Consider the following 26,928-nt stretch of genomic DNA (forward strand, 5'->3'; position numbering starts at 1 on the left):
AGGTGCGGCCGCGCAGCGCGTGGGCACCTTCGCCCGTGCCGCTGCCGACAAGGCCGCCCAGCGGCGGGAGCAGCGCCAGGCCGCCGAGGAGCGCGCCGAGCAACGCCGGATCTCGCTCAACCAGGCACTCGTCGAGGGCGAGGAGCCGCTCGGTCCACCGCTGCCGATGCTGCCTGCCGAAACCGGCACCGCACCCTCGCGTGACCAGGCCAAGGTGGTCCTGGCCATCGTGGCGGCGTTCCTCATCATCGCCACCATCCTGGGTTTCTGGGGTGCCTCGAGGATCGGCTCGAAGACCGACCTCGGGCTGGGTGGCAACCCCACCCCGCGCAGCACGGTCAAGGTGACCGCTCCGGCCGTCACCGTCACGCCGACCGCCCCGGGCACCACCGGCGCCCCCACCGGGGGGCAGCCGTTCGCCATCCTCAGTGCCACCGGGTTCGACCCGGACGGCGACGGCGCCGAGCGCAACGGTGAGGCAGCCCGCGTGTTCGACGGCAAGGACTCCACCTTCTGGAGCTCCGAGGGCTACGCCACCCCCAACCTCGGCGGCCTCAAGAAGGGGGTGGGCCTGCGACTCGACCTGGGCCAGAACCGCACCCTCACGACCGTCAAGCTCGTCCTGCCCAACGCCGCCGACGTGAGTGTGTATGCCGGCAACGACCGCGTGACCCTCGACAGCGCCACCCTGCTCGGCTCGTCGAAGGGCAAGTCGGGCGCCATCACGATCACCTCCCCCACCCCGGTGCAGGGCCAGTACGTGTTCATCTGGTTCACCGCCGTGAGCCAGGTCGCCGACGGGCGGTTCCGCGCCACGGTCGCCGAGGTCTCGGTCAGCTGAGCCGTCCCGGCGGCCGACCAGCACCCCCATGACCCCCGTCCCCTTGCCGGAGCAGGACGACCGCGCACTGCTGCGCGCGCACGTCGAGGGTGACCCCGACGCGTTCGGTGAGCTGTTCCGCCGTCACCGCGACCGCATGTGGGCGGTGGCGCTGCGCACCACGCGCAACCGGGAGCTGGCCTCCGACTGCGTCCAGGACGCGTTCATCTCCGCGTTCCGGCGGGCCGGGTCCTACCGGGGGGACGCAGCCGTCACCACGTGGCTGCACCGCATCGTCGTCAACGCCTGTCTCGACCGCCTGCGGCGCGACAAGCCCACCAGCGAGCTCCCGGAGCGCGAGCTGGCCGACCGCCACGACGCCCATTCGTCGGTCGACACGCGACTCGACGTCCGTGAGGCGCTCGACCGCCTCCCCGAGGGGCAGCGGATGGCCCTGATCCTCGTCGACATGCACGGTCTCTCGGTGGCCGAGGCCGCCCAGGTCCTGGAGGTCGCGGAGGGCACCGTGAAGTCCCGGTGCAGCCGTGGGCGCGACACCATGGCGGCCCTCCTGCGGGAACCATCGGGGCAGCCGTGACGTCGTACACATGTCGCCACCGCCGTGTCCGCCCCGGCAGCCGCGCGACCCCGCACCTGGTACCCGTCGTCTGGAGGAAGTCGTGGTGAGCACACCCCCGGTGCCCCCGGCAGACAGTGGCGACCCCCTGCGCGGCGGGCCGGCACCCGACCGCCACGCCGGCGACGGGCGCCACGCCGAGACGGAGCACGACCCCACCGGCATCCGGGCCCTCCTGTCGGGCCTGCCCGACCCGGGACCGATGCCCCCCGACCTGGTCGCCCGCATCACGGCGTCGATCGCCCAGGAGCAGTCCGCCCGCGACGGCGGCAGTGTCGTGCCCCTGCGCCGACGCAGCTGGGGCTGGCAGCACCTGGGCGCGGCGGCGGCCGCCGCGGTCGTCCTGGCCGTCGGCATCCCCGCGCTGCTGACCGGCACCGGTCCCGGTGACGTGATGGCCTCGCTGCAGGGCACCTCGTCGGCCGACAGCGCCAGCGGCGCCGGCGCCGAGGCCGGCAAGGCCCTCAGCAACTCTGGCGCCACCCCGACCGAGGGCAGCGCGGTGCCGGGCCCGGCGCAGCCGTCCGGCCCCAGCGACCAGCGGGTGCGTGGCTCGGTGGCCGGCGTGGCCCTCGCGGCCACCGGCACGGCATACACCCGCGCGGGGCTCGCCACGCAGGCCGCCGCCCTGGGCACCACCTTCGAGGCGTCCTCCGCGGCCAAGGACGCCGTCGTGCCCGATGGTGAGGCCGGGTTGCGCGCCTGCCTCACCGCACTGGGGGTGCCGGACGGGGTCCAGGTGCGGGGCGACGTCGCGACCCTCGACGGCGCCCCCGCGGTCATCGCCCTGGTCGGCGGCGGCAGCTCCCAGCGCGTGTATGCCGTGTCAGCCGACTGCACCGGGGAGCACCCGACCCTGCTCGCGGGCCCGCTACCCCTCCCCTGAGTGGCTCCCGACCCCACGGCCCGCGCGTCGGGCCGCACCGGCGGCGACGGGGAACATCGAGGCCCTACGATCAGTTGAAGAGTCCGGCACCGTATGTTGCGGTGCACCGCCTTCTCGACCACAAGGGGCTGTAACCGCGTGACCACCACCGCACCCGCTGACATCCGCAGTCTGATCATCATCGGCTCGGGCCCGGCGGGGTACACCGCCGCCGTCTACGCGGCCCGCGCCAACCTCCAGCCGCTGCTGTTCGAGGGAGCCGTCACCGCTGGTGGCGCCCTGATGAACACCACCGAGGTGGAGAACTTCCCGGGGTTCCGGGACGGCATCATGGGCCCGGACCTGATGGAGAACATGCGCGCCCAGGCCGAGCGGTTCGGCGCCGAGATCATCACCGACGACGTCGAGTCGGTCGACCTCGAGGGCGAGGTCAAGACCGTCGTCGACGCCGAGGGCAACACCTACCGTGCGCACGCCGTCATCCTCGCCATGGGCTCGGCCTACCGTGAGCTCGGCCTGCCCGACGAGAAGCGGCTCTCCGGCCACGGCGTCTCCTGGTGTGCGACCTGCGACGGCTTCTTCTTCCGCGACCAGGACATCGCCGTCGTCGGTGGCGGCGACTCGGCCGTCGAGGAGGCCACCTTCCTCACCAAGTTCGCCCGGTCGGTGACGATCGTGCACCGTCGCGGCGAGCTGCGCGCCTCCAAGATCATGGCCGAGCGCGCCCTCTCGAACGACAAGATCAAGTTCGCCTGGAACTCCGCCGTCGAGGAGATCCACGGCGACGCCAAGCTCACCGGCATCACCCTGCGCGACACCGTGACCGGCGAGACCCGCGAGCTGCCCGTGACCGGCCTGTTCGTCGCGATCGGGCACGACCCGCGCAACGAGCTGGTCAAGGGCGTCGTCGACCTCGACGACGAGGGCTACGTGCTCGTGCAGGGTCGCACCACCCTGACCAACCTGCCGGGCGTGTTCGCCTCCGGCGACCTGGTCGACCACACCTACCGCCAGGCCATCACCGCGGCCGGCTCGGGGTGTGCCGCGGCCCTCGACGCCGAGCGCTACCTCGCCGACCGCGAGCACGCCGGCGCCCCTGCCCCCGACGCCGACCTCACCGACCCCGTGCCCGCCCAGGAAGGCGCCTTGACGCACTGACCTGCGGGTCGACCTGTCGGACCCTGCTGGGATCGTGACAGGTGCACCCAGCGCCACGGCACACCGACTGCACCACCCCGCACCACAACCAGCCAACCGCAGCACCACCGAAAGGAGCCCCCGAGTGGGAGCCATCAAGGACACCACGGACGCCACCTTCGAGGCAGACGTCCTCCAGAAAGACAAGCCGGTCCTGGTGGACTTCTGGGCGCCCTGGTGCGGCCCGTGCCGCGCCGTCGCCCCGATCCTCGAGGAGCTGGCCGTCGCCCACGCCGACAAGATCGAGATCGTCAAGCTCAACACCGACGAGAACCTCGCCGTCAGCAGCCGCTACGGCATCACCGGCATCCCGACCCTGAACGTCTACGTCGGGGGCGAGGTCGTCAAGACCCTCGTGGGTGCCATGCCCAAGCCCAAGCTGGTGCGTGAGCTCGCCGACTACCTCGGCTGAGCGACCTCCTGACCGTATGCCGGTCGCGCCCGATCGTGGGCGCGACCGGCATCGTCGTGACGGGGCTGGTCCGGTTGGTCCACGGCGCGGTTCTGACTTAGGCTCGGGCGTCGGCCACCCGGCGGCACGGGTCAGTTCACCCGTGCTCGTCACCACCGCTGACCTGCACAAACATCGATCGTCGAGGCACCCGCACCCCGGGTGGCGCCACCAGCCAGAGGAGGCCGTGTGTCAGACAGCAAGTACGGCCTGCTCGGTCTGGGCAGCCACGGCCCCGAGGTGGCCGACGTGCGGGCCCGCCTCGCCGCCCTCCCGCTCGACCAGCTGCCCGACCGCCCCGACCTGCTGGGCGCCGACGCGGGCGAAGGCTTCGACCCGGCCCTGTTCGACGCCACGCTCGAGCGGGCGGTGCGCGCCTTCCAGCAGCACAAGGGGCTCATCGTCGACGGCGTCGTGGGGGTCGAGACCTTCACCGCGATCGACGGCGCGAAGTGGGCCCTCGGCGACCGGATCCTGCTCCACACGCCGGGCCACCTGCAGCGCGGCGAGGACGTCGTCACCCTGCAGGAGCGGCTCAACACCCTCGGCTTCGCAGCCGGCCGCGTCGACGGCCGATTCGGCCCGCAGACCGAGGCCGCCGTCCGCAGCTTCCAGCGGGCCTACGGCCTGTCCGGCGACGGCTCGGTGGGTCCCCACACCCTGCGCGCCTTCGACGACCTGCGCCGGTCGGTGTCGGGCGGCTCGGCCAACGTGCTGCGCGAGCGCGAGCTCGTCCGACGCTCGGGCCACAGCCTGTCGGGTCGCACGGTCGTGCTCGACCCCGGCCACGGCGGCGCCAACACCGGGGCCGTCGCCCACGGGCTCGTCGAGTCCGAGGTGGTGATGGACCTCGCCCGGCGGATCGAGGGCCGGCTGACCGCCATCGGTGTCTCCGTCGTCTACACGCGCACCGAGCACACCAGCCCCAGCGAGGACGAGCGGGCCGCGCTGGCCAACGAGGCCGGGGCCGACCTCGTGCTGTCGCTGCACTGCGACTCCCACGACGCGGCCGAGGCCAGCGGCGTGGCCACCTTCTTCTTCGGTCGTGACCGCCAGACGTCCTGGTCGCCGATCGGTGAGCACCTGGCCGACCTCGTGCTGCGCGAGGTGGTGGCCCGCACCGGCCTCGAGAACTGCCGCTCGCACGGCCGGTCCTGGGCGCTCCTGCAGCAGACCCGGATGCCAGCGGTGCGGATCGAGGCCGGGTACCTCTCGCACCCCAGCGACGCGGCGCGGCTCGCCGACCCTGCGTTCCGCGACACCCTCGCCGAGGCCGTCCTGGTCAGCCTCCAGCGCCTCTACATGGGCGACGAAGACACCGCCACGACAGGCGTGCTGCGCCTCGGCGACCTGCGCGCATACCTCGCCTCGCACAGCTGACGCGTCGCGAATCGCCTACTGCCCCAACGATTTCACCGCTGGCTGGCAGGACCCGAGTCAGGCGCTGCGGTCGAGCCCGAGCAGGTCGACGATCCGGTTGAGGTCCTCGACGGAGGCGAACTCCACCGTCAGCTTGCCCTTGCGCTGCCCGAGGGCGATGTTGACCCGGGTGTCGAAGCGGTCGGAGAGCCGGGCGGCCAGGTCGTCCAGCTGCGGGTGCCGACTGCCGGCGCGTGGCCGGCGCGGCTTGGCGACCTCGTCCGGGCCACCGACCGCCACGATCTCCTCGACGTTGCGCACGCTGAGTCCCTCGGCCACGATCCGCTGAGCCACCCGTTCCATGGCCGCGCCGTCGGGGAGCCCCAGCAGCGCCCGGGCGTGCCCGGCCGACAGCACGCCGGCCGCCACGCGGCGGGCGACCAACGGGGGGAGCTTGAGCAGCCGCAGGGTGTTGGAGATCTGCGGTCGTGAACGACCGATCCGGCCAGCCAGCTCGTCGTGCGTGCACCCGAAGTCCTCGAGCAGCTGCTGGTAGGCCGCCGCTTCCTCCAGGGCGTTGAGCTGGCTGCGGTGCAGGTTCTCCAGGAGGGCGTCGCGCAGCAGGTCGTCGTCGTCGGTCTCCTTGACGATGGCCGGCACGGTGGCCTTGCCGGCCTCCTGCGACGCCCGCCAGCGACGCTCGCCCATGATCAGCTCGTAGCGCACGCCGTCGGCGGCGTTGTCGAGCTCGTCAGGCCCCTGACCTGCAGGAATGGGCCGAATCACGATCGGCTGCAGCACCCCGATCTCCCGGATCGAGTGCACCAGCTCGGCCATGTCGTCCTCGTCGAACACCGACCTGGGCTGGCGTGGGTTCGGCCGGATCTGCTCCACGGGGATCTCGCCGTAGGACACGCCGGGCACCGGCGTGAGGTCGGCTGCGCCGCTCGCGGACTCAGCACGCTCGGTCTGGCCACTGTCCGGGTCGGCGACTCCCCCGTCGGCGTCGGCGACTCCCGCAGCCTGGTCCTCGTCGGCCGCCGGCGACTCACCGGCATACGTGGTGGTCGTGCCTGAGCGCGAGTCGGGGAAGAACACGTCCACGGGACGGCCGTTGGGGGACATGGGGGCGTTGGGGATGAGGGCACCCAGGCCTCGGCCGAGGGCGCGACGCTTCTCGCTCATGGTGTCTTCTCTCACTGCTGTTCGGATGATGGCTGCGCGGACGCGGTCTGGGGGGTGGCGGTGACGGCGCCGCGGTCGGCGAGCTCGGCGGCTGCCCCGAGGTAGGACAACGCTCCGCTCGAGTTCGGGTCGTAGGTCATGACCGTCTGTCCGTGGCTGGGGGCCTCGGAGATCCGGACCGACCGGGGCACGGTGTTGCGCAGCACCTGCTCAGGGAAGTGGTTGCGCACCTCCTCCGCGACCTGGGCCGACAGGCGGGTGCGGCCGTCGTACATCGTCAGCAGGATGGTCGACACGTGCAACGTCGGGTTGAGGTGGTTGCGGATCAGCTCGATGTTCTTGAGCAGCTGCGACAGGCCCTCGAGCGCGTAGTACTCGCACTGGATCGGGATGAAGACCTCCTGCGCCGCGACGAAGGCGTTGACGGTCAGCAGGCCCAGGCTCGGCGGGCAGTCGATCAGCACGTAGTCCGGAGTCGGCCCGTCGCTGTCGGCGGCGTCCTCGAGGTAGGCCGCGATGGCCTTCTGCAGCCGGGTCTCCCGGGCCACCAGGGACACCAGCTCGATCTCGGCGCCGGCCAGGTCGATGGTGGCCGGGGCGCACCACAACCCGGAGATGTCGGGGCACTCCTGCACGACATCGGCCAACGGCGTGCCCTCCACCAGGACGTCGTAGATGCTGGGCACCTCGGCGTGGTGGTCGATCCCCAGGGCGGTGCTGGCGTTGCCCTGCGGATCGATGTCGATGACCAAGACCGTCAGCCCGGCCTGGGCCAGCCCGGCGGCGATGTTGACGGTGGTGGTCGTCTTGCCCACCCCGCCCTTCTGGTTGGCCACGGTCAGCACGCGCGTGGCGGCCGGCTTGGGGAAGACCCGTCCCGTGAGGGCGATCCGCTTGCGTGCGTCGGCGGCAACCGCGCGAGCCAGGGGCGTGTCATGGTCGCCCCGCGGCAGGGCCGCCGCCACTTCCTCGCGCTCGTCGGTTTCACGTGAAACAGCGGCGGCGAGGGCGTCCAGGGCCTCTTGGGCGGCGGCGGCATCGCCGGTGTGGGCGTCCGGCTCCCGCGGGGGCTGCGCCTCCACGGACTGGGCCTCCACGGACTGGGCCTCCACGGACTGGGCCTCCACGGACTGCGCTCCTGCCGCTGCCGGTGTTTCACGTGAAACAGCGGGCTCCTCCGGGAGTCCCGCCGTCACGAGGGGGCGCTGCGGCGTGGGGGTTTCACGTGAAACGTCGTCCAACTCCCCGAGCCGACCACCCACCGGCCAGCCGAGTGCGGTGCTGGCGCGGCCGAGCCGCTGAGGCCATCCGAGTCCCTGGGTCAGTTGCAGCGTCGCTGTGCTCACACAGTCACCTCGTTGGCCATGGACATCATCCAACCCTACGTCGCCGTGCAGTCACAACGCGGGAGGCGGGCCGCCGCCCGCCGGGTCAGGCAGGCGGTCGGGTCAGGCAGGCGGTCGGGTCAGGCAGGCGGTCGGGTCAGGCAGGCGGTCGGGTCAGGCAGGCGGTCGGGTCAGGCAGGCGGCCGGGTCAGGCAGGCGGCCGGGTCAGGCAGGCGGCCGGGTCAGGCAGGCGGCCGGGTCAGGCAGGCGGCCGGGTCAGGCAGGCGGTCGGGTCAGGCAGGCGGTCGGGTCAGGCAGGCGGCCGGGTCAGGCAGGCGGCCGGGTCAGGCAGGCGGCCGGGTCAGGCAGGCGGTCGGGTCAGGCAGGCGGTCGGGTCAGGCAGGCGGTCGGGTCAGGCAGGCGGTCGGGTCAGGCAGGCGGTCGGGTCAGGCAGGCAGGCGGGTCAGGTCGCGCCCTTCGCCTGACCCCTGGTCTGACCCGACGCCTGACCGGTGGCCTTCGCCCTGCCCCGGGCCGCGCGCCGGGCCGCTGCCTTCGAGGGAGCCCTGGGCGCGGGTCGGGAGCCGATGGTGAGCTGCAGGGTCGTCGTCGGGACCGACAACAGCTCCGTGCCGTAGGTCTCGATCCGGGCGGACACCAGGCCGAGCTTGCGCAGCGTCTTCTGCTCTGCCTCCAGCTCCTCCGCGGCCGACCCGCCCTTGAGGGCCACCAGGGTGCCGCCGTCGAGCAGCAGGGGGAAGGTCCACCGGGCCAGCTTGTCGATCCGGGCCACCGCCCGCGCCGTCGCGTATGGCGCCGCCAGGACCCCGGCGAACTCCTCGGCCCGGCCGCGGTGCACCGTGCAGTTCTCGAGGCCGAGCTGCTCGATGGTCGTGGCGAGCCAGGTCGTGCGGCGCAGCATCGGCTCGACGAGGTGCAGGTGGAGGTCCGGCCGGACGATCGCCAGGGCGAGCCCGGGCAGACCTGCCCCGGACCCGACGTCCACGACGGCGACGCCGTGGGGGAATGCCTCGTGGGCGACCGCGCAGTTGAGGATGTGCCGGTCCCACAGGATCGGCACCTCCCTCGGGCCGATCAGCCCGTGCGAGACCCCCGTGTCGGCCAGGATCGCCGCGAACCGTTCGGCGAGCTCACGCCGAGCACCGAAGACCGCGTCAGCCGCTGGGGGCGCCGGGGGTACTGGCGCGCTGGCGGAAGGCTCCACCTGTCCGTGGGGGGAGGACGCGACGGGCGCGGTACCGGTCTGCCCGGTACCGCGCCCGTCGTCGGTGCGCTCCTGCGAGGTCATGCGTGCTGTTTCACGTGAAACACGATCGTGCCGGAGCAGGTCACGCCGGGAGGACGACGACGAAACGTCGGGGCTCGACGCCGTCGGACTCCGAGGAGAGCCCGGCGGCCAGCACCTCGTCGTGCACCACCTTGCGCTCGAACGCGGTCATCGGGTCCAGCGCCGCCTTCTCGCCAGTCGCCTTCACCTGGTCGATGACGGTGTGCGCCAGCTCGACCAGGGTCGACCGGCGCTCGGCCCGGTGGCCGGCCACGTCGAGCATCAGGCGGCTGCGCTCACCGGTGGCGGACTGCACCGCGAGCCGGGTCAGCTCCTGCAGCGCCTCGAGCACCTTGCCGTCCTGGCCCACGAGGCGGCGGGGCACCCGGCCTTCGTCGGAGTCGACGATGGAGACCGCCGCGCGGTCGCCGTCCACGTCGACGTCGATGTCACCGTCGAGGTCGGCGATGTCGAGCAGCGTCTCCAGGAAGTCCGCGGCCACCTCGCCCTCGCGCTCGAGGTCGGCCACCTTGGCGGGACGCCGGCGCGGAGCGCCGGAGCCATCGGTGTCAGAGCCCTCGGTGTCAGAGCCCTCGGCGTCGGTGCTCTCGGTGTCAGTGGCGGCCGAGTCGGCTGCCTCGTCGGTCGTCTCGTCAGTGGACTCGGTGGTCTGGTCGGTGGCGGGGGTGTCGTCCACGACGGTGTCGTTCTGCTCGGTCATGGTGATCACTCTCAGTTGTCGGTCTGGGGCTTGGGGTCGGTGGTGGTGCCGGACGCCTTCTTCGGCTGGGCCGTCTTGGCCGCGCCACCCTTCTTCTTCTTGTTGCGGGACGGCTGCACGCGTTGGCCGCTTGGCTTGGGGGCCTCGGTCTCCTCGGGCTTGTCGAGGCCCTTCACGGTGAACTCCTCGACCGGCTTGCCCTTCTTGAGGCGCCGCTCCTGCATGGCCTTCTCGGCCAGGGAGCCCGGTGCCGGCATCTTGCGGATCACGTAGAACTGCTGGCACATGGACCAGACGTTGGTGGTGAGCCAGTAGAGCAGGACACCGATGGGGAAGTTCACGCCCGAGATCGCGAAGAAGATCGGCATCAGGTAGAGCAGCATCTTCTGCTGCTTCGCGAACGGGTTGTCCAGCGCGGAGGCCGGCATGTTCTTCATCATCAGCTGGCGCTGGGTGGTGAAGGTGCTGGCCGACATCAGGACGATGAGCATGATCGTGACGACCTGCACGGTGACACTGCTGGCACCGATGAACTTGTCGGACAGCTGGGCGCCGAAGAAGGTGGACGCCTCGGCCTCGCCGGCCAGCTTGCGGGTGATCGGGCCGATCGGGTCGGTCGAGCCGTCCGCGATCTTCTTGAGCCCGTTGAGCACCCGGAACAGGCCGAAGAAGAACGGCGACTGGAGCAGGATCGGCAGGCACGAGCTGAACGGGTTGGTCCCGGTCCGCTTGTAGAGGTCCATCGTCTCCTGCGTCATGGCCTGACGGGAGTCGGGGTCCTTCTTGTCCTTGTACTTGGCCTGGATCTTCTGCATCTCGGGCTGGATCAGCTGCATCCGCCGGGAGGCGTGGATCTGCCTGACGAACAGCGGGATCATCGCCGCCCGCATCACCACCACGAGGCCTACGATGGACAGGGTCCATGCCACCCCGGAGGCGGACGGGATACCGAGGGCCGTGAACAGGGAGTGCCAACCCCACAGGATCCACGAGACGATCCACTCGAACGGGTAGACCAGGCTGCTGAAACTCATGTCGTCCTCAATCTGGTGGTGGTCCGCCGAGGTGACGGTCCACCGGTGGTTCCGGTCCCGCGGTGGGTATGCCGCGTGGCCGGCAGGTCTGGTGCCCGGCCGCTAGGCGGCGTGGGCGGGTGGTGCTGGCTGGTGGTCGCTCGGGCCCGAGTCCGGTCCGGCGGGCGTCCCGCCGCCCGGTGCCTGCGGCGCGCGGGCGGGGACGTGGTCGACCCCTCCGGCGGCCCACGGGTGGCACCTACCCAACCGCCGCAGCGCCAGCCAGGTTCCCTTGACGGGACCGAACCGGCGGATGGCCGTCAGCGCGTAGGACGAGCAGGACGGGTAGTAACGGCAGCTCGGGGGCGTCATCGGGGAGATGAAGCGCTGGTAGAACAGCAGCAGCCCGATCAGGGGGGCCGCGGCGACTCGCCGGAGGGTGGTCACGCTCGGGTCGCCCCCAGCCGGGTGGTCACCCGGGCGAGGAGGGCGTCGAGCTCAACCGCGAGGGAAGCCGAACTTGCCTGTGCCGCAACGGGATTCGCGCGGATGACGAGGTCCGTGCCGCTCGGCAGGGCGTCGACGCGGGCTGCCATGAGCGCCCGCAGTCGCCGCTTCGTGCGGTTGCGGACCACTGCCCCTCCGACGGCCTTGGAGACAACAAAACCGACCCGCGGCGGTTGTCCCGCACGCGCGTCGGCCTGGTTGGCGTGGACCACGATCAGCGTGGAGCCAGCTCGGGCTCCCCTGGGCCCCCGAAAGGTGGCCGCGAAGTCCGAGCTCGCACGGAGCCGGTGCCCCGCGGGCAGCACGGGTCGACCTCAGGCGGAGAGCTCGGAGCGGCCCTTGGCGCGGCGGGCCGACAGGATGGCGCGGCCCGCACGGGTGCGCATGCGCAGGCGGAAGCCGTGGGTCTTGGCCCGACGACGGTTGTTCGGCTGGAAAGTACGCTTGCTCACGAGGATCTCCGTTACTGGTCAGGCCCGGGTGGCCTGCTGAGTGCATGGACGCCTGTTCGGCCGCAATCGGAGGCCCGCGCCTCGACCGGTGGTGGGACTCACCGCTGGTCCAGGGGCGTCACGGGCATGCGAAAACGGCCGACAGGCCTGGTCAAAGGTACGCGAGCGCGACGGGCAGGGTCAAACCAGCGGTGACCACCCGGCATACCTGGGGCTTTTAGCACTGGTGCTCCCGGTTCGCCCCGGGGACACGCCGAGTTCGCACACTGATTTTGGTCGGCGCTGGCCAATTTTCGGTCGTTTCGGTTGCCGGGGCACCGCCGCTGTTGTTACCGTCCCTCCTCGTCCCATTCCTTGCCCACAGGTTGTGGATAACTATGTGGACAAGGCATGCTGAGGACCCGGGGCACGCGGAAACCAGCACAGACCCTGCGACAGGGCAGATCAGCGACGACCGTCGAAAGGGATGTGGGACCGGTGAGTGACACAGATCTGGACTTCACTCAGATCTGGCAGAACACCATCGCCACCCTCGACGCCGACGGCCTCCCCGCTCGGGAGCGCGCCTTCCTCACCCTGGCCCGGCTGGCCGGTCTCCTCGACGGCACCGCCCTGGTCAAGGTCCCGAACGACTACACCAAGGACGTCGTCGAGCAACGGGTGCGCGATGCCGTGACCCGGGCGCTCTCCTCGCAGCTCGGGGAGCAGGTGCACCTCGCGGTGACCGTCGACACCTCGCTCGACGAGTCCCACCACACGGAGGACACGACGGGCTACGCCGACGAGGCCGCGTCCGGTCCGATGACCACCCTGGGCTCCGACATCCACGCGGGCATGGGTGTGCCCGGTCAGGGCGACAACGTCTACGCCCTCACGCCGGCCACCGAGCAGCAGCGCCGCCCCCGCGACGAGGTGCCGAGCATCACCGACGAGTCGGCGACCCGGCTCAACCCGAAGTACACCTTCGACACCTTCGTCATCGGCGCGAGCAACCGGTTCGCCCACGCGGCCGCCGTCGCGGTGGCCGAGGCGCCGGCCAAGGCGTACAACCCGCTGTTCGTCTACGGCGAGTCCGGGCTGGGCAAGACCCACCTGCTGCACGCGATCGGGCACTACGCGCGCAACCTGTACCCGCACGTCAAGGTGCGCTACGTGAACTCCGAGGAGTTCACCAACGACTTCATCAACAGCATCCGCGACGACAAGGCGAGCAACTTCCAGCGCCGGTACCGCGACGTGGACGTGCTCCTGATCGACGACATCCAGTTCCTGCAGGGCAAGGTGCAGACCCAGGAGGAGTTCTTCCACACCTTCAACACCCTGCACAACGCCAACAAGCAGGTCGTCATCACCAGTGACCTCCCGCCCAAGCTGCTGAGCGGCTTCGAGGAGCGGATGCGCAGCCGGTTCGAGTGGGGCCTGCTCACCGACGTCCAGCCGCCCGACCTCGAGACCCGCATCGCCATCCTGCGCAAGAAGGCCATCCAGGAACGGATGAGCGCCCCCGACGAGGTGCTGGAGTTCATCGCCAGCCGGATCTCGACCAACATCCGCGAGCTCGAGGGCGCCCTGATCCGGGTGACCGCGTTCGCCAGCCTCAACCGGCAGAGCGTCGACATGGGCCTGGCCGAGATCGTGCTCAAGGACCTCATCCCGAACGAGCAGGGCAGCCAGATCACCAGCGCGACGATCATGGCCCAGACCGCGGCCTACTTCGGGCTCACCATCGAGGACCTCTGCGGTGGCTCCCGCTCCCGCGTCCTGGTGACCGCCCGGCAGATCGCGATGTACCTGTGCCGGGAGCTCACCGACCTCTCGCTGCCCAAGATCGGCCAGCAGTTCGGCGGTCGCGACCACACCACGGTCATGCACGCCGACAAGAAGATCCGCCAGCTGATGGCCGAGCGCCGGGCGATCTACAACCAGGTCACCGAGCTGACGAACCGGATCAAGCAGCAGTCGCGCTGACCACCATCCCCAGCACAGCCCCCGGTCGCCGCCACGTTCTCCACAGGGTTGTGCACAGCTGTGAAGGTTTGTTCATCCCCCCGACATGTTCGTCCGGGGCCACCTCCGTCACGCTCGTCTGAGCACGGACCCGCCGTGGGAAACGGGACATTTACGGCACAGGGACCATGGTCCACACCTGTGGACAACTCTGTGGGTATGTGTGCGGGGCCCACGACCATCGTCCGAATGGATGATCTTTCCCACCGGTTGTGGATAACCGGTGGACAACGCGTGCACGAGTCGTCGTCCGGCTGGGGACAACGCGACCTGGCGTGTGGAGACCGTGTGGGCGACCGAACCGCCTCCACAGCCCCAGCCAGCTTGTCCGCCGGCCCGTCCACCCCTCGTGCACACCGGACGCGCCGCGCTGACCTGCACCGATGTCGCTCGTCCACAGGATCCACACCCCCTATGACAACGACTAATCCTCCCTAGTCATGGATCCAGCCCCGAGTACCCAAGCTGGTTCACCCCTGCTGGTTCACCGACGGGGAAAGAACAGAAAACGGCCGACGAGATCGGGGCAGCGGATTGCCCGATCCGGGTTGGCCGACCGCACCCTGAGCACTAGGGTCAGTCCGCAATCACATTCTTGAAGTTTTCCAGCGGCGGGGCCGCACGCGAAGGGCAGGTAGTCACGGTGAAGTTCCGGGTCGAACGTGAGGTCCTCGCCGATGCCGTGACGTGGGTGGCCCGCGGCCTCCCGGCCCGTCCGCCGGTGCCGGTCCTCGCCGGCGTCCTCCTCGAGGCGAACGAAGAGGGCACCCTCACGCTCTCGGCCTTCGACTACGAGGTCTCGGCCAAGATCACCGTGGCGGCCGAGGTCGCCGAAGGTGGCACGGTCCTGGTGCTGGGCCGCCTCCTCGCCGACATCTCGCGCAACCTGCCGTCCAAGCCGGTCGACGTCGCGACCGAGGGCAACAAGGTCTCGGTCGTCTGTGGTTCGTCGCGGTTCAGCCTGATGCAGATGCCGGCCGACGACTACCCGACCCTGCCGACCTCCCCCACCGCCAGCGGCACCATCGCCGGCGACGTCTTCACCCAGGCGGTCGCCCAGGTCTCGATCGCGGCCGACCGCGGCGACACCCTGCCGATCCTCACCGGCGTCCGGGTCGAGATCGACGGCGACAAGATGACGCTGCTGGCCACCGACCGCTACCGGCTCGCGATGCGCGAACTGACCTGGAACCCCGAGGCCACCGACGCCAGCCACCTGGCCCTGGTGCCGGCCCGCACCCTGTCCGAGACCGCGAAGGCCCTCGGCGCCTCCGGCTCGATCGAGGTCGCGCTGGGCTCCTCCGCGGGCGGCGACGGCCTGGTCGGCTTCGAGGCCGGCCAGCGACGCACGACCACCCGTCTGCTCGACGGGGAGTACCCGAAGGTCACCTCGATCTTCCCCACCAGCGTCGACACCGAGGCCGTGATCAAGACCTCCGAGCTCATCGAGGCCGTCAAGCGCGTCGCCCTGGTGGCCGAGCGCAACACCCCCGTGCGGCTGAAGTTCACCGACGGCCAGGTCGCCATCGAGGCCGGTACCGGTGACGACGCCCAGGCGTCGGAGGCCGTCGAGTCCACCCTCACCGGACCCGAGCTCGAGATCGCCTTCAACCCGCAGTTCCTGCTCGACGGCCTGGGCGCCGTGGGCACCGACTACTCGCGGTTCTCCTTCACCCAGCCCTCCCGGCCGGCAGTGCTCTCCGGGCAGGACGAGCTCGACGGCGAGGCCGACACCTCGTACCGCTACGTGCTGATGCCGGTTCGCTTCGCGAGCTGACCTCACCCGGGCGTAGCCTGAGCGGGCCGCACCCGAGGTATGCCGCGAAGCCTGGCTCCGCGGCATACGTCTCCACCCACACGAAAGGGCGTCTCATGCAGCTCGGTCTGATCGGTCTCGGCAAGATGGGTGGCAACATGCGCGAGCGGATTCGCCGCGCAGGGCACGAGGTGGTGGGGTTCGACCGCAATCCGGCGGTGTCCGACGTCAAGACCCTGGCCGGTCTGGTCAAGGCCCTCGACGCGCCCCGCACCGTCTGGGTGATGGTGCCCGCCGGCGCGCCGACCTCCGACACGGTGGCACAGCTGGCCAAGCTCCTCGACAAAGGCGACATGGTCATCGACGGCGGCAACAGCCGCTTCACCGATGACTTCGAGAACGAGAAGCTGCTCAAGTCCAAGGGGATCGGCTACCTCGACTGCGGCGTCAGCGGCGGCATCTGGGGCCTCGAGAACGGCTACGGCCTCATGGTCGGTGGCACCGCGGCCAACGTGCGCAAGGCGATGCCGATCTTCGACGCGCTGCGCCCCGAGGGGCCGCGCGAGGAGGGCTTCGTCCACGCCGGCAAGGTCGGCGCCGGTCACTACACGAAGATGGTGCACAACGGCATCGAGTACGGCCTGATGGCTGCCTATGCCGAGGGCTACGAGCTGCTCGAGGCGAAGGACATCGTCACCGACGTGCCGGGCGCCTTCAAGGCCTGGACCCGCGGCACCGTCGTCCGGTCCTGGCTGCTCGACCTGCTGGTCGACGCCCTCGAGAAGAACCCCCACCTCGACGACGTGTCCGGCTACACCGTCGACTCGGGTGAAGGACGCTGGACCGTCGAGGAGGCGATCGCCAACTCGGTGCCGATGCCGGTCATCTCGGCGTCGCTGTTCTCCCGGTTCGCCTCGCGCCAGCAGGAGTCCCCGACGATGCAGGCCGTCGCGGCGCTGCGCGGCGGGTTCGGCGGACACCAGGTCATGTCGGTCGCCGAGGGCGAGAAGCTGCGCGCCGACGGTGCCCCGAAGCACGAGAAGGCCGTCCAGGCGAAGGCCGCCACCAAGGAGAAGCCGCCCACGAGCCCGGCCAAGGCCGCTGCGAAGGGGCGCCAGGCCGCGACGGCCGGACCGTCCTCGGGCACCGGCTCGACGCCCAAACGTCCGGCCAGGAAGGCCTGACCGGGGACCGTGCACGTCCGCCACCTGACCGTCTCCGACTTCCGCAGCTACAGCACGGCCGACCTGCCGCTCGAGCCCGGCGTGACGACGCTCGTGGGGCTGAACGGCCAGGGCAAGACCAACCTGGTCGAGGCGATCGGTTACCTCGCGACGCTGTCCAGCCACCGGGTCTCCACCGACCAGCCGATGGTGCGGTTCGGTGCGGAGCAGGCGGTCATCCGGGGGGCGGTCGTGCGCGACGGCCGGGAGACGATGCTGGAGCTGGAGCTCAACCCCGGCCGCGCCAACCGGGCCCGGCTCGGCCGCTCTCCCGTGTCACGACCCCGCGACGTGCTCGGCACCCTGCGCACGGTGCTCTTCGCCCCCGAGGACCTCGCCCTGGTCAAGGGCGACCCGTCGGAGCGGCGGCGGTTCCTCGACGACCTGCTGGTGGCGCGGCAGCCGCGGTGGGCCGGCGTGCGCAGCGACTACGACAAGGCGCTCAAGCAGCGCAATGCCCTGTTGAAGTCCGCACAACCGTTGCTGCGCAAGGGATCTCGTCGCCGCCCCCCGTCCCGGCCCGCGGACGAGCCGGTGGACGACGCCCGCGTGTCGGCCCTCCACACCCTCGACGTCTGGAACGACCACCTCGCGGCCGTCGGGTCGCAGCTGCTCTACGCACGCCTGCGGCTGCTGCGCGACCTCGGGCCCTACCTCGCCAAGGCGTACGACGAGGTCAGTGCGGGGCAGTCCGACGCGCGGGTGTCCTACAAGAGCAGCCTGCGCGAGGCCGCCGCCGCGTCCCTGGCTGCTGGTGAGGTCCCCGAGATCGACGCGCTGCGGGCCGAGCTGCTGGCCACCTTCGACGAGGTCCGCGACAAGGAGGTCGAGCGCGGCATCTCCCTCGTCGGACCGCACCGCGACGACCTCGTCCTGAGCCTGGGCGAGCTGCCGGCCAAGGGCTATGCCAGCCACGGCGAGAGCTGGTCATTCGCGCTGGGACTCAAGCTGGCGGCATACCAGCTGTTGCGGCACGACCTCGGTGAGGACCCGGTGCTGATCCTCGACGACGTGTTCGCCGAGCTCGACACCGGACGCCGCGAACGGCTGGCCGCGATGGTGGTCGACTGCGAGCAGGTGTTGATCACCGCCGCCGTCGACGCGGACGTGCCCACGAGCCTGGTCGGCCAGACCTTCACGGTCACCCTCGGACAGGTGGCCCGGCGTGAGTGACGAGCGCAATGACACCGAGGCGGTCGACGACGCGGAGGCCGGGGCAGATGCACCCGAGAGCGGCCTGCCGGGTGCCGACCTCGTTGACGACGCGGCCGAGGCTGCCCTGCAACGGGCGCGGGCCGCAGCGCGCGAGAAAGGACTTCGCCCCGGCCTGAAACCCATGCGCCGCAGGCAGATCGGGCGCCCGATGCCGGGGACGAGCACCGACCGGCGGGACCCCTTGCTGCTCGGTGACCAGATGGATCGGCTGATGGCCGACCGCGGGTGGAAGGTCGACGTCGCGGTGGGCTCGGTGATGGGCCGCTGGCCCGACATCGTGGGCGAGGAGGTGGCGCAGCACTGCACGCCGGTCACCTTCGAGTTCGGGGTCCTCACGGTGCGGGCCGACTCCACCGCCTGGGCGACGCAGCTCAAGCTGCTCGAGTCGTCGATCATGGGCCGGCTCGAGGGCGAGGTCGGCAAGGACACCGTGACCACCCTGAAGATCGTCGGCCCGAGCGCGCCGTCGTGGTCCAAGGGGCCGCGCCGATCGCAGGGGCCCGGACCGCGCGACACGTACGGGTGAGCTGCCCCCTGCCTAGGATCGGACCATGACGGCCGACGACGACCGCGCGCTCACTCGCGACCACTTCGACCACGTCACCCGCGTGACGACGAGGTGGTCGGACAACGACATGTACGGCCACCTCAACAACGCGGTCTACTACGAGCTCTTCGACTCCGCGATCAACGGTTGGCTGATCACCGGCACTGGAGTCGACACCATGGCGCTGCCGGAGCTCGGGGTCGTGGCGGAGTCGGGCTGTCGCTTCTTCCGCGAGCTGGAGTACCCGCATCCGCTCGACGTCGGCGTGCGCGTGGAACGCCTGGGTCGCAGCAGCATCACCTACGCGCTCGGTCTGTTCGACGCAGAGGCGGCCGAGGTCGCGGCCCTCGGCCACTGGGTGCACGTCTACATCGACCGCGAGTCGCGCGGCGCCGTGCCGATCCCCAGGGTCGTGCGTGAGCTGCTCGACCGGGCCGTGGCCGAGCGTTGATGCAGGTCATCGGCGCGGTTCTCGAGGAGGTCGGGCGCGCTGCTCCGTATGCCGACAGCCGTCCCCTCACGGTCGGACCCGTCGACCTCGCCGGCCCCGGACCCGGGGAGGTGCTCGTGCGGATCGAGGCCGCCGGGGTGTGCCACTCCGACCTCTCCGTCGTCGACGGCAACCGCGCACGACCGGTGCCGATGCTGCTCGGCCACGAGGCGTCGGGCCGGGTCGAGCAGCTGGGGCGCGGCGTGACCGACCTCGCCGTCGGGCAACGGGTGGTGATGACCTTCCTGCCCCGCTGCGGTGAGTGCGCCGRCTGCGCCACCGGCGGGCGTATGCCGTGCGGCCCCGGCTCGCTGAGCAACAACGCCGGCGCGCTGTTGGGTGGCGGGCGGCGGCTGTCGCGCGGCGGCATACCGGTGCACCACCACCTCGGGGTGTCGGCCTTCGCGACGCACGCGGTCGTGGACACCAGGTCGGTGGTCGCCGTCGACGACGACGTGCCACCTGCGGTGGCGGCGGTCCTCGGGTGCGCGGTGCTGACCGGTGGTGGGGCGCTGCTCAACGCGGCGCCCCCGGAGCCCGGGCAGACCGTCATGGTGGTCGGCCTGGGCGGGGTCGGGATGGCTGCCCTCCTCACCGCCGTGGCCCTCCGGACCGGTGACGTCGTGGCCGTCGACGCGGTGGCGGCCAAACGCGAGCAGGCGCTGGAGCTGGGTGCCGCACGGGCGCTCGACCCCGCTGAGCTCGCCAGCACCGGGGCGCTTGCCGACGTGGTGGTGGAGGCGGCGGGCACCGTCCGGGCGTTCGAGGCTGCGTTTGCGGCGACCGCCCCGGGCGGACGCACCGTGACGGTCGGGCTCCCCCACCCCGAAGCTCGGGCCAGCATCTCTCCGCTGGCACTCGTGGCCCAGGCGAAGACGGTGATCGGCAGCTACCTCGGCTCGGCGCTGCCGTCGCGAGACATCCCGGTCTTCGCGCAGTGGTGGCGCGCGGGACGGCTGCCGGTCGAGGCCCTGGTCTCGGCGCGGATCGGTCTCGACGACGTGAACCACGCGATGGACGAGCTCGCGGCCGGGCGTGCCGTCCGCCAGGTCATCGACCTCTGAGGAGGCGCCCTCGCCGTCACCGGTCCTTGCGCCGCAGGCCGGCCCGGTCGACCACGTCGACCTGCCCGCGCCGCAACCGCAGCAGGCCCTCGGCCGCCAGGGACCGCAGCACGCGGTTGGTCGAGGGACGGGTGGCCCCGGCCAGCTCGGCGATGTCGGTCTGGGTGAGGGGGATGGACACGGGACCCTCGGGACCGGACTCGTACTGGTCGCACAGGTCGAGGAGGCGGCGGACCACCCTCCGGTCGGTGGGCAGGAACAGGGCCTCGAGCAGGTGGTCGGACAGTCGTTTCACCCGGGCGGCGAGGAGGGTGGCCAGGTGGGTCTGGATCCCGGGGTGCGCCTTGCACAGCTGCGCGAACTCGGTGAAGGTCAGGCTCAGCGTCGTCGTGGGCTCGAGGGCGGTGACGGTCGAGCTCCGGCGTCGAGCTGACGAGACCACGGCAACGTCGCCGAGCGCGCGGCCAGGCCCGATCACCCGGAACGCCACCGAGTCCCCCATCGGTGACGTGCGCCGGGCCATCACCCTGCCCTCGGCGATGAAGTGCACCGTGTCTGCAGGGTCTCCCTCGTGGAAGAGGACCTCGCCGCGCTTGAACTGACGACGCCGGGCCGCGGCCAGGACCTCGCGGCGCTCCCCCTCGGTCAGGTCCCGAAGCAGCTGCCACTCCATGACTCAGTGCACCACACGCAGGGCTGCCTGCCACCGGGGTCGGCGCTGTGTCACGAGGAGCACACTCGCTCGGTCCGCCGGTGCACAGACGGCGCGGGCGCCAGCCGCGACCGTGGAGTGACCACCCGGAACCGCCGGGAGGCACGGACGAAGGAGGCGGCCATGCACCCGAACCGTCGACATCACCCGGACCTCGCCCACCACCACCCGATCATCCACAAGGTGCGGGGCCGGTGGGTCTGGTCCTGCGAGTGCGGCAGCGCGTCGTGTCGCACCGACCTGACCCAGCTGAACTGGCACCAGGTCGTCGTCGAGGCGCTGCGGCACGCCACCACGATCGCTGCCTGAGCTCATGACGCGCTCGGGGCCACCCCCTCAGGGGAGAGATCTGGGGGTGGCGGCGGAGCGGGCCTCGGTGAGGAGGATCCGCTCCGCCCTGTCGTAGCACTCCTGCGCCTTGGCTGCGGTGTCCCCCACGGCGGTCATCCCCACCCGCCCGGCCTCGGTCACCGAGCTGATCATGTGGAACACGACGCCCGTCTGGCTCGCGGGGTCGAAGTGCAACCCGGTCCGGGCGACGACGTCGAACAGGTCGTTCACCCGCAGCCCCCGCAGGCTCGGGTCCTCGAGGTGGTCGGTGGCGACCAGGTGCTTCTCCCGTCCGGCGGGGGTGGTGAACAGAGCGGTCCGGCTGTCGTACCGCCCGTTGGTGAGGAACTGCAGGGTCAGGAAGGGATGGGTGGTCCCGCCCTTGCGCAGGTTGACCTCGATCGCGTACGAGTCCCATCGGGTGCCTCGCCGGACGACCACGAAGTCGATCGCGAACCGCCCCAGCACCCCGAGCTCGGCCAGTCGCGCCCCCACCGCGCTCGCCTGGTGGGTGATGGTGCCCGCGTACTCCGGGTCGGCGGGGAAGCGGCACCCGAGGTAGGACTGCCCGGTGGGTCCGCCGAGGATCTGGTCGTGCGTCGACAGCACCTCCACCTCTCCCAGCGGGGTGATCCGCAGCTGGACGCTCGGGCTGAGCACCTCCTCGCCGTCGATCCGCTCCTCGACGATGCCGGYGCGTTCGGCGAACTTCGCGAAGTAGAGGTCGTGCGTGACGGTCTTGCCCTCCAGCTCCATGGTCCGCACCCGGCCCTCCAGCTCGGCCCGTTCGGACGCCGACCCCGTGGGTGGGAGGCCGCGGAGGTCGACGAGGGCGTTGCCGGCGCCGGCCACGCCCTCGTTGAGCTTCACCATCGCCTGCGCGACACCGGGTCTGCGGGCGCGCAGCTCGGCGAGCGAGTCCACGATGGCCTCGACCGAGCGGAGGTCCTCGAAGCCGGCGGGGTAGTCCACGCCGGCCTCGTCGAACAGGCGCCGGCACCCGGTCTTGGTGCCCAGCGCGAAGTGCCTCGGGTCTGCGCCGTACATGGGGATGCCGAGCTCGAGGGCGAGGTCCCGCTCCAGGGTGGTGGTCGTGTAGGGCACGAGGTGCGACCGGGTGGGGTCGGGGATGAGGTCCCGGAGGTCTGCCAGGACCCGCGGCCGCTCGAGCAGCTTCTCGGTCAGGGGGCGTGCGGTGAGGTCACCCACCGACACCAGCGACAAGCGGGCCCGGGCATGGCTGGGGATGACCCCCGGCAGGAGCGCGAGGTAGTACTCGACGATCGCCGGGTCCACCGGGCCCGAGGTCACGTAGACCATGCGCAGCCGGGGCTGGCGCAGCAGGAGCAGCAGGAAGAGGTAGCGCTCCTCCATCGCCTGGTTGATCGCCCCGACCTTGGCCGTGACGCGGTCGAGGGACACCGAGGGCACCACCACGACGGACTCCCCCGGCTCGTTGAGCCGCATCGACCTCCAGACCGAGGGCAGCCGGCTCTGCAGGCGGTCGTATGCCGCGTTGCGCTCCTCCTCGTTCAGCTCGGCCAGCGGGCGCGAGACATCGAGGGAGGTCATGGCGTGACCCTGGCGGCATCGAGCCCGAGGACGTCGAACACCTCGACCGGTCTGGTGATCCCCCTCAGCTCCATCGGCCCGAGCGAGCGCGTCACGGCAACCTCGGCCGCGCCCGTCACGACCCGCTGGGTGGCGAGGATCTGACCGGCCTGGGCCTGGGCCGACAGCCGGGCGCTGACGTTGGTCACCGTGCCGATGGCCGCGTAGTCGTAGCGTCCCTCGAACCCGACCCGGCCGAGGGTGGCGTAGCCCTGGGCGATGCCGACCCCGAACCCGAGGTCGTGGCCACGGCTGCGCCATCCCTCCGCGAGCTCGGCCACGCGTCCCCGCATGGCCACCGCCATGCGCACCGCCCGCTCCGGCGCGTCGGGACACGGGATGGGGTCGTTGAAGAAGACGAGCAGCCCGTCGCCGGCGAAGTGCTCGAGCGTGCCCTCGAACCGGAAGACCAGGTCGCCCAGCGCCTCGTGGTACTCCCGCAGGACCGAGATCACCTCCTCGGGCTCGGCCGTCTCGGCGAAGCTGGTGAAACCGCGCAGGTCGCAGTAGACCGCCGTGATCTCGCTGCGGTGGCTCTGCAGAAAGGCATCGTCGCCGCTCTCGACGACCAGCCCCGCCACCTGCGGCGACAGGAACCGGCGCAGGCGACCGACCCGCTCGAGCTCGGCCACCTGGGCGGCCACCTTGGCCTCGAGCTCGCGGTTCCAGTCGGCCAGCTCGCGGGCCTGCCGCTCGACCGTGTCGTGGTACCGCTTCACCCGCACCAGTGAGCGGACGCGTGCCAACAGCTCGGCCTGCTCGAACGGCTTCGTGACGAAGTCGTCCGCACCGGCTTCGATGGCGCGCAGCTTCTGCTCCTGCCCGCTGGCCGTCACCATCACCACGGGCAGGAACGACGTGGCCTCGTTGGCCCGGATCTGCCGACAGGTCTCGTAGCCGTCGATCCCGGGCATCAGGATGTCGAGCAGCACGAGGTCGGGGACCTGCGTCGACAGCCACGCGAGGGCTTCCTCACCCGAGCCGGCGGAGTGGACGACGAAGCCTCGCGGGCTGAGGACCGCGTCCATCAGCTTGACGTTCTGCGGCAGGTCGTCGACCACCAGGATCACGCCGTCATCGGTCGTCATCGGGGGTCCTCCGTTCTGAGGTGCGCACGCACCTGGTCGGGAAAGCTGCGGACGCTGATCGGCTTCTCGAGGTATCCGTCGAAGCCGGCCGCCAGGGCGCGGTCGCGGTCCTGGGCCATGGCGAAGGCGGTCAGGGCCACGACCGGGATGTCCCACGTCGTGGAGTCCGCGCGCAGGAGCGACAGGGCTGCGTGGCCGTCGATCCCGGGCAGCTGGAGGTCCATGAGGATGACGTCGGGACACGAGCGCTGGGCGGTGGCGACGGCTTCCTCACCGGTGGTCGCCACGAGCACGGTGAACCCGGCATACTCCAGCACGTCGCGCGCGAGCTTGAGGTTGCGTTCGTTGTCCTCCACGAGCAGGACCACGCGACTCGTCATCCCGCCTCCCGACCGCGGGCCCGGACCGGCCCGGCGGTGACCTGGGCCAGTCGTGCGGCCAGCAGCTGGAGGTCGACCGCGCTCTTGGACGTGACGAACTCGATCCGCCCGTCGAGCAGCGCACGGTCCTGGGCCGTGAGGGTCTTGGCCGTGAGCACCACGATCGGCAGGGACGTGGTCTGCGGGTCCGACCGGAGGCGGTCGACGACCTCGAACCCGTCCGTCTCCGGCATGAGCAGGTCGACGAGGACCACCGACGGCCGATGGGTCCGGATCAACGTCAGGGCGACGTCCGGACTGGTGCAGGTGTGGACCACCCAGCCGGCCTGCTCCAGGGCGAGCCGCACGAGTTCGAGGGCCAGGGGGTCGTCATCGACGAAGACGGCCACCTTGCGCGCGGCCTGGTCGACGGGCAACGAGACCAGCCGCCGCAGGGCGGCGAGCAGGTCGTCCCGGGCGACCGGCTTGACGAGGTAGTCGGAGGCACCGAGGGCGAAGCCGCGACCCCGCTCATGGATGACCGAGACCACGACGACGGGGATGGACGCCGTGTGCGGGTCGCCCTTGATGGCACCCAGGACGTCCCAGCCATCCATCCCCGGGAGGCGGATGTCGAGGATCACCGCGGCCGGGGACTGGGCTCGCACGGCAGCCAGCCCGTCCGCGCCGTTGGGCACGACCACGGGCCGCAGCCCCGCCGCCTCGAGGTGCAGCGCCATGAGCTCCGCCGAGCTGCGATCGTCCTCCACGACCACCACCACGGGCCGGTCGTCGGCGGCGCCGAGCGCGGGGTCGGGCCRCCCGGTCGCCACGACGCTCCGGTCGAGCGGGATGGAGAAGCCGAACGTGCTGCCGTGGCCGACCTCGCTGTTCAGCCAGAGCCGGCCGCCGTGGAGCTCGACGATCCGCTTGGTGAGGGTGAGCCCCAGCCCGGTGCCCTCGGCCTGGCGGGCCGTCCGACCGCCCTGCTGGAACGAGTCGAAGATCCGCTGCTGGTCGGCTGGGTCGATGCCCATCCCCGTGTCCGACACGGTGATCTCCAGGTCGCCGTCGGCGGCCCGTGCGCGGACCTCGACCCGTCCACCATCCGGGGTGAACTTCACCGCGTTGCTGAGCAGGTTGAGCAGCACCTGCTTGAACCGGAGCTCGTCGGCCCGGACCATCCCGACCCCGGGCGCCACCTCCCGGTGCAGCGTGATGCCGTGTGCCACGGCCCGCTCACGGACCATCGACAGGGCGTAGTCCAGCGTCTCGGCGACGTCGAAGTCGGTGGGGTCGAGCTCCATGGCACCGGCCTCGACCTTGCTCAGGTCGAGCACGTCGTTGAGCAGCGCGAGCAGGTGCCGGCCCGAGTTGAGGATGTCGCGCAGGTAGTCCTCCTGTCGCTCGTTGAGGTCGCCGAACATCCGCTCGAGCAGCACCTCGGAAAAGCCGATCACGGCGTTGAGCGGGGTCCGCAGCTCGTGCGACATGCTGGCCAGGAACTCCGACTTGTGCTGGCTGGCCTCGGCCAGCTCGGCACTCTGGAGCTCGAGCTGCTGGTAGAGCCGGGCGTTGGTCAGGGCGATCGTGGACTGGCTGGCGAACGCCTCCAGCACTTCGCAGGTCTCGTCGCTGAGCAGCCCCGGGGACTTGCGACGCACGACCATGGCCCCGACCACCCGGTCCGAACGCACCATCGGGATGGCGACGACCGAACGCCACCCCGCGGCATACAGGACGGACAGGTGGGGGTCGCGGTCCGCCACCGCCAGGTCCTCGACCTGCTGGGGGGAGCGGTCGAGGCAGGCCCGGCCCACGAGGGTCTCGTCGAGGTGGATCCTCGTGCCACGCAACGCCTCCACGACGCCCGGCTCGGTGCCGAAGGTGGTGCGGACGGAGAACAGCCGGGTCTGCTCGTCGTACTCCATCAGCGAGCCGCCGTCGGTGCCGGAGAGCTCGACGGCGATGCTGACGATCGTGGTCAGCACCTCGTCGACGTCCAGGCTGGAGCTCACCGCCTCCCCCACCTCGGCGAGGGCCTCGAGCTGGTCGACCCGCCGGGCGAGCTCGGCCCGGCCGGCCTGGAGCTCCTGCACCAGCCGGACGCCGTTGATGGCCAGGGCCGCTTGGGCGGCGAAGGCGGTCACGATGGTCATCTCGCGCTCGGCGAAGGGGCTGACCTGGTTGCGCCAGAGCACGAGCGCCCCGACGACCTCGTCGTCGACGACCAGTGGCGCGCCCATCGTGGTCCGGAAGCCGGCGACGCGCTGGAGGTCGAGGCGGCCGTACTCCGGGTCGGCCACGACGTCCTCGATCTGCTGGGCCCGGCGGTCCAGCGCGACTCGGCCCATGAGGGTGGCGCGGTCGATCGGCAGCGGGTGTTCGGCGATGTAGGCGATCGACTCGGCACTGATGCCGACCGCCTTGATCAGCTGGAAGACGCGCTCGTCGTCGAGGAGGCAGAGCTGTGCGGCATCCGAGCGACACAGCCGCCGGRCACTCTCGACGATGGTGGTGAGAACCATCTCGGGGTCTCCCGCGGAGCGTCCGACCGCGGACAGCACCTCGTTGACCGCAGCGAGCTGCTCGCGGCTCTCCCGCAGCTCGGCCGCGAGGTCAGGTCCCCCCTGCGACGGCCCAGCGGTGGCTGGCGTCGACCCTGCCGGTGTAGTCACTCGCAGC

Annotated in this window: 27 protein-coding genes; 14 read left to right on the forward strand and 13 right to left on the reverse strand. The window is 71.2% G+C overall.

Going from position 1 to position 26,928, the window contains the following annotated elements:
- The 6 genes from AC1DX8_RS08115 to AC1DX8_RS08140 form a co-directional block, all read left to right on the forward strand.
- On the forward strand, positions 1–841 hold an 841-nt coding region (locus AC1DX8_RS08115), incomplete at its 5' end, for a discoidin domain-containing protein (protein WP_477629409.1).
- 28 nt (positions 842–869) lie between these two features.
- A complete protein-coding gene (gene sigM, locus AC1DX8_RS08120) occupies positions 870–1,418 on the forward strand; it encodes an RNA polymerase sigma factor SigM (RefSeq protein WP_477629410.1) in 549 nt (182 codons plus the stop codon).
- A gap of 85 nt (positions 1,419–1,503) precedes the next feature.
- Positions 1,504–2,343: a hypothetical protein gene (locus tag AC1DX8_RS08125; protein ID WP_477629411.1), complete on the forward strand. Its 840-nt coding sequence runs from the start codon at positions 1,504–1,506 to the stop codon at positions 2,341–2,343.
- A gap of 93 nt (positions 2,344–2,436) precedes the next feature.
- Positions 2,437–3,501 carry a thioredoxin-disulfide reductase gene (gene trxB, locus AC1DX8_RS08130; protein WP_477629412.1) on the forward strand — a complete coding sequence of 355 codons (1,065 nt, stop codon included), beginning with the start codon at positions 2,437–2,439 and terminating at the stop codon, positions 3,499–3,501.
- Positions 3,502–3,625: 124 nt separating this feature from the next.
- Positions 3,626–3,952: a thioredoxin gene (gene trxA / locus AC1DX8_RS08135; RefSeq protein ID WP_056921368.1), complete on the forward strand. Its 327-nt coding sequence runs from the start codon at positions 3,626–3,628 to the stop codon at positions 3,950–3,952.
- 228 nt (positions 3,953–4,180) lie between these two features.
- Entirely contained in the window at positions 4,181–5,371 is a 1,191-nt protein-coding gene (locus AC1DX8_RS08140; RefSeq protein ID WP_477629413.1) for an N-acetylmuramoyl-L-alanine amidase, read from the forward strand.
- Between the two features lie 57 nt (positions 5,372–5,428).
- On the opposite strand, the gene AC1DX8_RS08145 is transcribed toward AC1DX8_RS08140, so the two are convergent.
- The 8 genes from AC1DX8_RS08145 to rpmH form a co-directional block, all read right to left on the reverse strand.
- Positions 5,429–6,535 carry a ParB/RepB/Spo0J family partition protein gene (locus AC1DX8_RS08145; protein WP_477629414.1) on the reverse strand — a complete coding sequence of 369 codons (1,107 nt, stop codon included), beginning with the start codon at positions 6,533–6,535 and terminating at the stop codon, positions 5,429–5,431.
- 11 nt (positions 6,536–6,546) lie between these two features.
- On the reverse strand, positions 6,547–7,551 hold the full coding sequence (locus tag AC1DX8_RS08150) for a ParA family protein (protein ID WP_477629616.1): 1,005 nt from the start codon (positions 7,549–7,551) through the stop codon (positions 6,547–6,549).
- 772 nt (positions 7,552–8,323) lie between these two features.
- Complete coding sequence (rsmG, locus tag AC1DX8_RS08155; protein WP_477629415.1) at positions 8,324–9,169, reverse strand: 16S rRNA (guanine(527)-N(7))-methyltransferase RsmG; 846 nt, start codon at positions 9,167–9,169, stop codon at positions 8,324–8,326.
- 40 nt (positions 9,170–9,209) lie between these two features.
- Positions 9,210–9,869, reverse strand: coding sequence for a Jag family protein (locus AC1DX8_RS08160; protein ID WP_477629416.1), 660 nt, complete (start codon positions 9,867–9,869; stop codon positions 9,210–9,212).
- Positions 9,870–9,880: 11 nt separating this feature from the next.
- Entirely contained in the window at positions 9,881–10,903 is a 1,023-nt protein-coding gene (gene yidC / locus AC1DX8_RS08165; RefSeq protein WP_477629417.1) for a membrane protein insertase YidC, read from the reverse strand.
- 102 nt (positions 10,904–11,005) lie between these two features.
- On the reverse strand, positions 11,006–11,329 hold the full coding sequence (gene yidD / locus AC1DX8_RS08170; RefSeq protein ID WP_477629418.1) for a membrane protein insertion efficiency factor YidD: 324 nt from the start codon (positions 11,327–11,329) through the stop codon (positions 11,006–11,008).
- Positions 11,326–11,694, reverse strand: a complete 369-nt coding sequence (gene rnpA, locus AC1DX8_RS08175; protein ID WP_477629419.1) for a ribonuclease P protein component — start codon at positions 11,692–11,694, stop codon at positions 11,326–11,328. The genes yidD and rnpA overlap by 4 nt, the downstream gene beginning before the upstream one ends.
- A 9-nt stretch (positions 11,695–11,703) precedes the next feature.
- A complete protein-coding gene (gene rpmH / locus AC1DX8_RS08180; protein ID WP_056882794.1) occupies positions 11,704–11,841 on the reverse strand; it encodes a 50S ribosomal protein L34 in 138 nt (45 codons plus the stop codon).
- A gap of 477 nt (positions 11,842–12,318) precedes the next feature.
- Between rpmH and dnaA the strand changes: the two genes are divergently transcribed.
- The 7 genes from dnaA to AC1DX8_RS08215 all read left to right on the forward strand — a co-directional run bounded on the left by dnaA (position 12,319) and on the right by AC1DX8_RS08215 (position 20,143).
- Positions 12,319–13,809, forward strand: coding sequence for a chromosomal replication initiator protein DnaA (gene dnaA, locus AC1DX8_RS08185; RefSeq protein ID WP_477629420.1), 1,491 nt, complete (start codon positions 12,319–12,321; stop codon positions 13,807–13,809).
- Positions 13,810–14,491: 682 nt separating this feature from the next.
- Complete coding sequence (dnaN, locus tag AC1DX8_RS08190) at positions 14,492–15,625, forward strand: DNA polymerase III subunit beta (protein WP_477629421.1); 1,134 nt, start codon at positions 14,492–14,494, stop codon at positions 15,623–15,625.
- A gap of 95 nt (positions 15,626–15,720) precedes the next feature.
- Entirely contained in the window at positions 15,721–16,788 is a 1,068-nt protein-coding gene (gnd, locus tag AC1DX8_RS08195) for a phosphogluconate dehydrogenase (NAD(+)-dependent, decarboxylating) (protein WP_477629422.1), read from the forward strand.
- 9 nt (positions 16,789–16,797) lie between these two features.
- Positions 16,798–18,000 carry a DNA replication/repair protein RecF gene (gene recF / locus AC1DX8_RS08200; protein WP_477629423.1) on the forward strand — a complete coding sequence of 401 codons (1,203 nt, stop codon included), beginning with the start codon at positions 16,798–16,800 and terminating at the stop codon, positions 17,998–18,000.
- Complete coding sequence (locus AC1DX8_RS08205) at positions 17,993–18,568, forward strand: DciA family protein (protein ID WP_477629424.1); 576 nt, start codon at positions 17,993–17,995, stop codon at positions 18,566–18,568. The genes recF and AC1DX8_RS08205 overlap by 8 nt, the downstream gene beginning before the upstream one ends.
- A gap of 25 nt (positions 18,569–18,593) precedes the next feature.
- Entirely contained in the window at positions 18,594–19,040 is a 447-nt protein-coding gene (locus AC1DX8_RS08210; RefSeq protein WP_477629425.1) for an acyl-CoA thioesterase, read from the forward strand.
- Entirely contained in the window at positions 19,040–20,143 is a 1,104-nt protein-coding gene (locus tag AC1DX8_RS08215) for an alcohol dehydrogenase catalytic domain-containing protein (protein ID WP_477629426.1), read from the forward strand. The genes AC1DX8_RS08210 and AC1DX8_RS08215 overlap by 1 nt, the downstream gene beginning before the upstream one ends.
- Positions 20,144–20,159: 16 nt before the next feature.
- Here the strand turns inward: AC1DX8_RS08215 and AC1DX8_RS08220 are convergent, their stop codons facing one another.
- A complete protein-coding gene (locus AC1DX8_RS08220) occupies positions 20,160–20,816 on the reverse strand; it encodes a Crp/Fnr family transcriptional regulator (protein WP_477629427.1) in 657 nt (218 codons plus the stop codon).
- A gap of 162 nt (positions 20,817–20,978) precedes the next feature.
- Here AC1DX8_RS08220 and AC1DX8_RS08225 point away from each other — a divergent pair, with 162 nt between their 5' ends.
- Positions 20,979–21,164, forward strand: coding sequence for a hypothetical protein (locus AC1DX8_RS08225; protein ID WP_477629428.1), 186 nt, complete (start codon positions 20,979–20,981; stop codon positions 21,162–21,164).
- A 27-nt stretch (positions 21,165–21,191) separates the two neighbouring features.
- Here the strand turns inward: AC1DX8_RS08225 and AC1DX8_RS08230 are convergent, their stop codons facing one another.
- Genes AC1DX8_RS08230 through AC1DX8_RS08245 form a run of 4 tightly spaced genes read right to left on the reverse strand, consistent with a single transcriptional unit; the run spans position 21,192 to position 26,921 of the window.
- Positions 21,192–22,757: a peptide ligase PGM1-related protein gene (locus AC1DX8_RS08230; protein WP_477629429.1), complete on the reverse strand. Its 1,566-nt coding sequence runs from the start codon at positions 22,755–22,757 to the stop codon at positions 21,192–21,194.
- Positions 22,754–23,884, reverse strand: a complete 1,131-nt coding sequence (locus AC1DX8_RS08235) for a response regulator (RefSeq protein ID WP_477629430.1) — start codon at positions 23,882–23,884, stop codon at positions 22,754–22,756. Before AC1DX8_RS08235 ends, AC1DX8_RS08230 begins: the two co-directional genes overlap by 4 nt.
- Positions 23,881–24,264 (reverse strand): response regulator, encoded by a 384-nt coding sequence (locus AC1DX8_RS08240; RefSeq protein WP_477629431.1) that lies wholly within the window; start codon positions 24,262–24,264, stop codon positions 23,881–23,883. Before AC1DX8_RS08240 ends, AC1DX8_RS08235 begins: the two co-directional genes overlap by 4 nt.
- Positions 24,261–26,921, reverse strand: a complete 2,661-nt coding sequence (locus tag AC1DX8_RS08245; RefSeq protein ID WP_477629432.1) for a response regulator — start codon at positions 26,919–26,921, stop codon at positions 24,261–24,263. The genes AC1DX8_RS08240 and AC1DX8_RS08245 overlap by 4 nt, the downstream gene beginning before the upstream one ends.
- Positions 26,922–26,928: the final 7 nt, after the last annotated feature.

It is taken from the genome of Pedococcus sp. P2_A3, from assembly GCF_056405035.1.

Bases quoted from the DNA above. Each gene is read 5' to 3' on its own strand.
- sigM (WP_477629410.1), top strand. From the start codon at position 870: ATGACCCCCGTCCCCTTGCCGGAGCAGGACGACCGCGCACTGCTGCGC.
- trxB (WP_477629412.1), top strand. From the start codon at position 2,437: ATGTTGCGGTGCACCGCCTTCTCGACCACAAGGGGCTGTAACCGCGTG.
- AC1DX8_RS08145 (WP_477629414.1), bottom strand. From the start codon at position 6,535: ATGAGCGAGAAGCGTCGCGCCCTCGGCCGAGGCCTGGGTGCCCTCATC.
- rsmG (WP_477629415.1), bottom strand. From the start codon at position 9,169: ATGACCTCGCAGGAGCGCACCGACGACGGGCGCGGTACCGGGCAGACC.
- AC1DX8_RS08160 (WP_477629416.1), bottom strand. From the start codon at position 9,869: ATGACCGAGCAGAACGACACCGTCGTGGACGACACCCCCGCCACCGAC.
- yidC (WP_477629417.1), bottom strand. From the start codon at position 10,903: ATGAGTTTCAGCAGCCTGGTCTACCCGTTCGAGTGGATCGTCTCGTGG.
- gnd (WP_477629422.1), top strand. From the start codon at position 15,721: ATGCAGCTCGGTCTGATCGGTCTCGGCAAGATGGGTGGCAACATGCGC.
- AC1DX8_RS08210 (WP_477629425.1), top strand. From the start codon at position 18,594: ATGACGGCCGACGACGACCGCGCGCTCACTCGCGACCACTTCGACCAC.
- AC1DX8_RS08220 (WP_477629427.1), bottom strand. From the start codon at position 20,816: ATGGAGTGGCAGCTGCTTCGGGACCTGACCGAGGGGGAGCGCCGCGAG.
- AC1DX8_RS08225 (WP_477629428.1), top strand. From the start codon at position 20,979: ATGCACCCGAACCGTCGACATCACCCGGACCTCGCCCACCACCACCCG.
- AC1DX8_RS08235 (WP_477629430.1), bottom strand. From the start codon at position 23,884: ATGACGACCGATGACGGCGTGATCCTGGTGGTCGACGACCTGCCGCAG.
- AC1DX8_RS08240 (WP_477629431.1), bottom strand. From the start codon at position 24,264: ATGACGAGTCGCGTGGTCCTGCTCGTGGAGGACAACGAACGCAACCTC.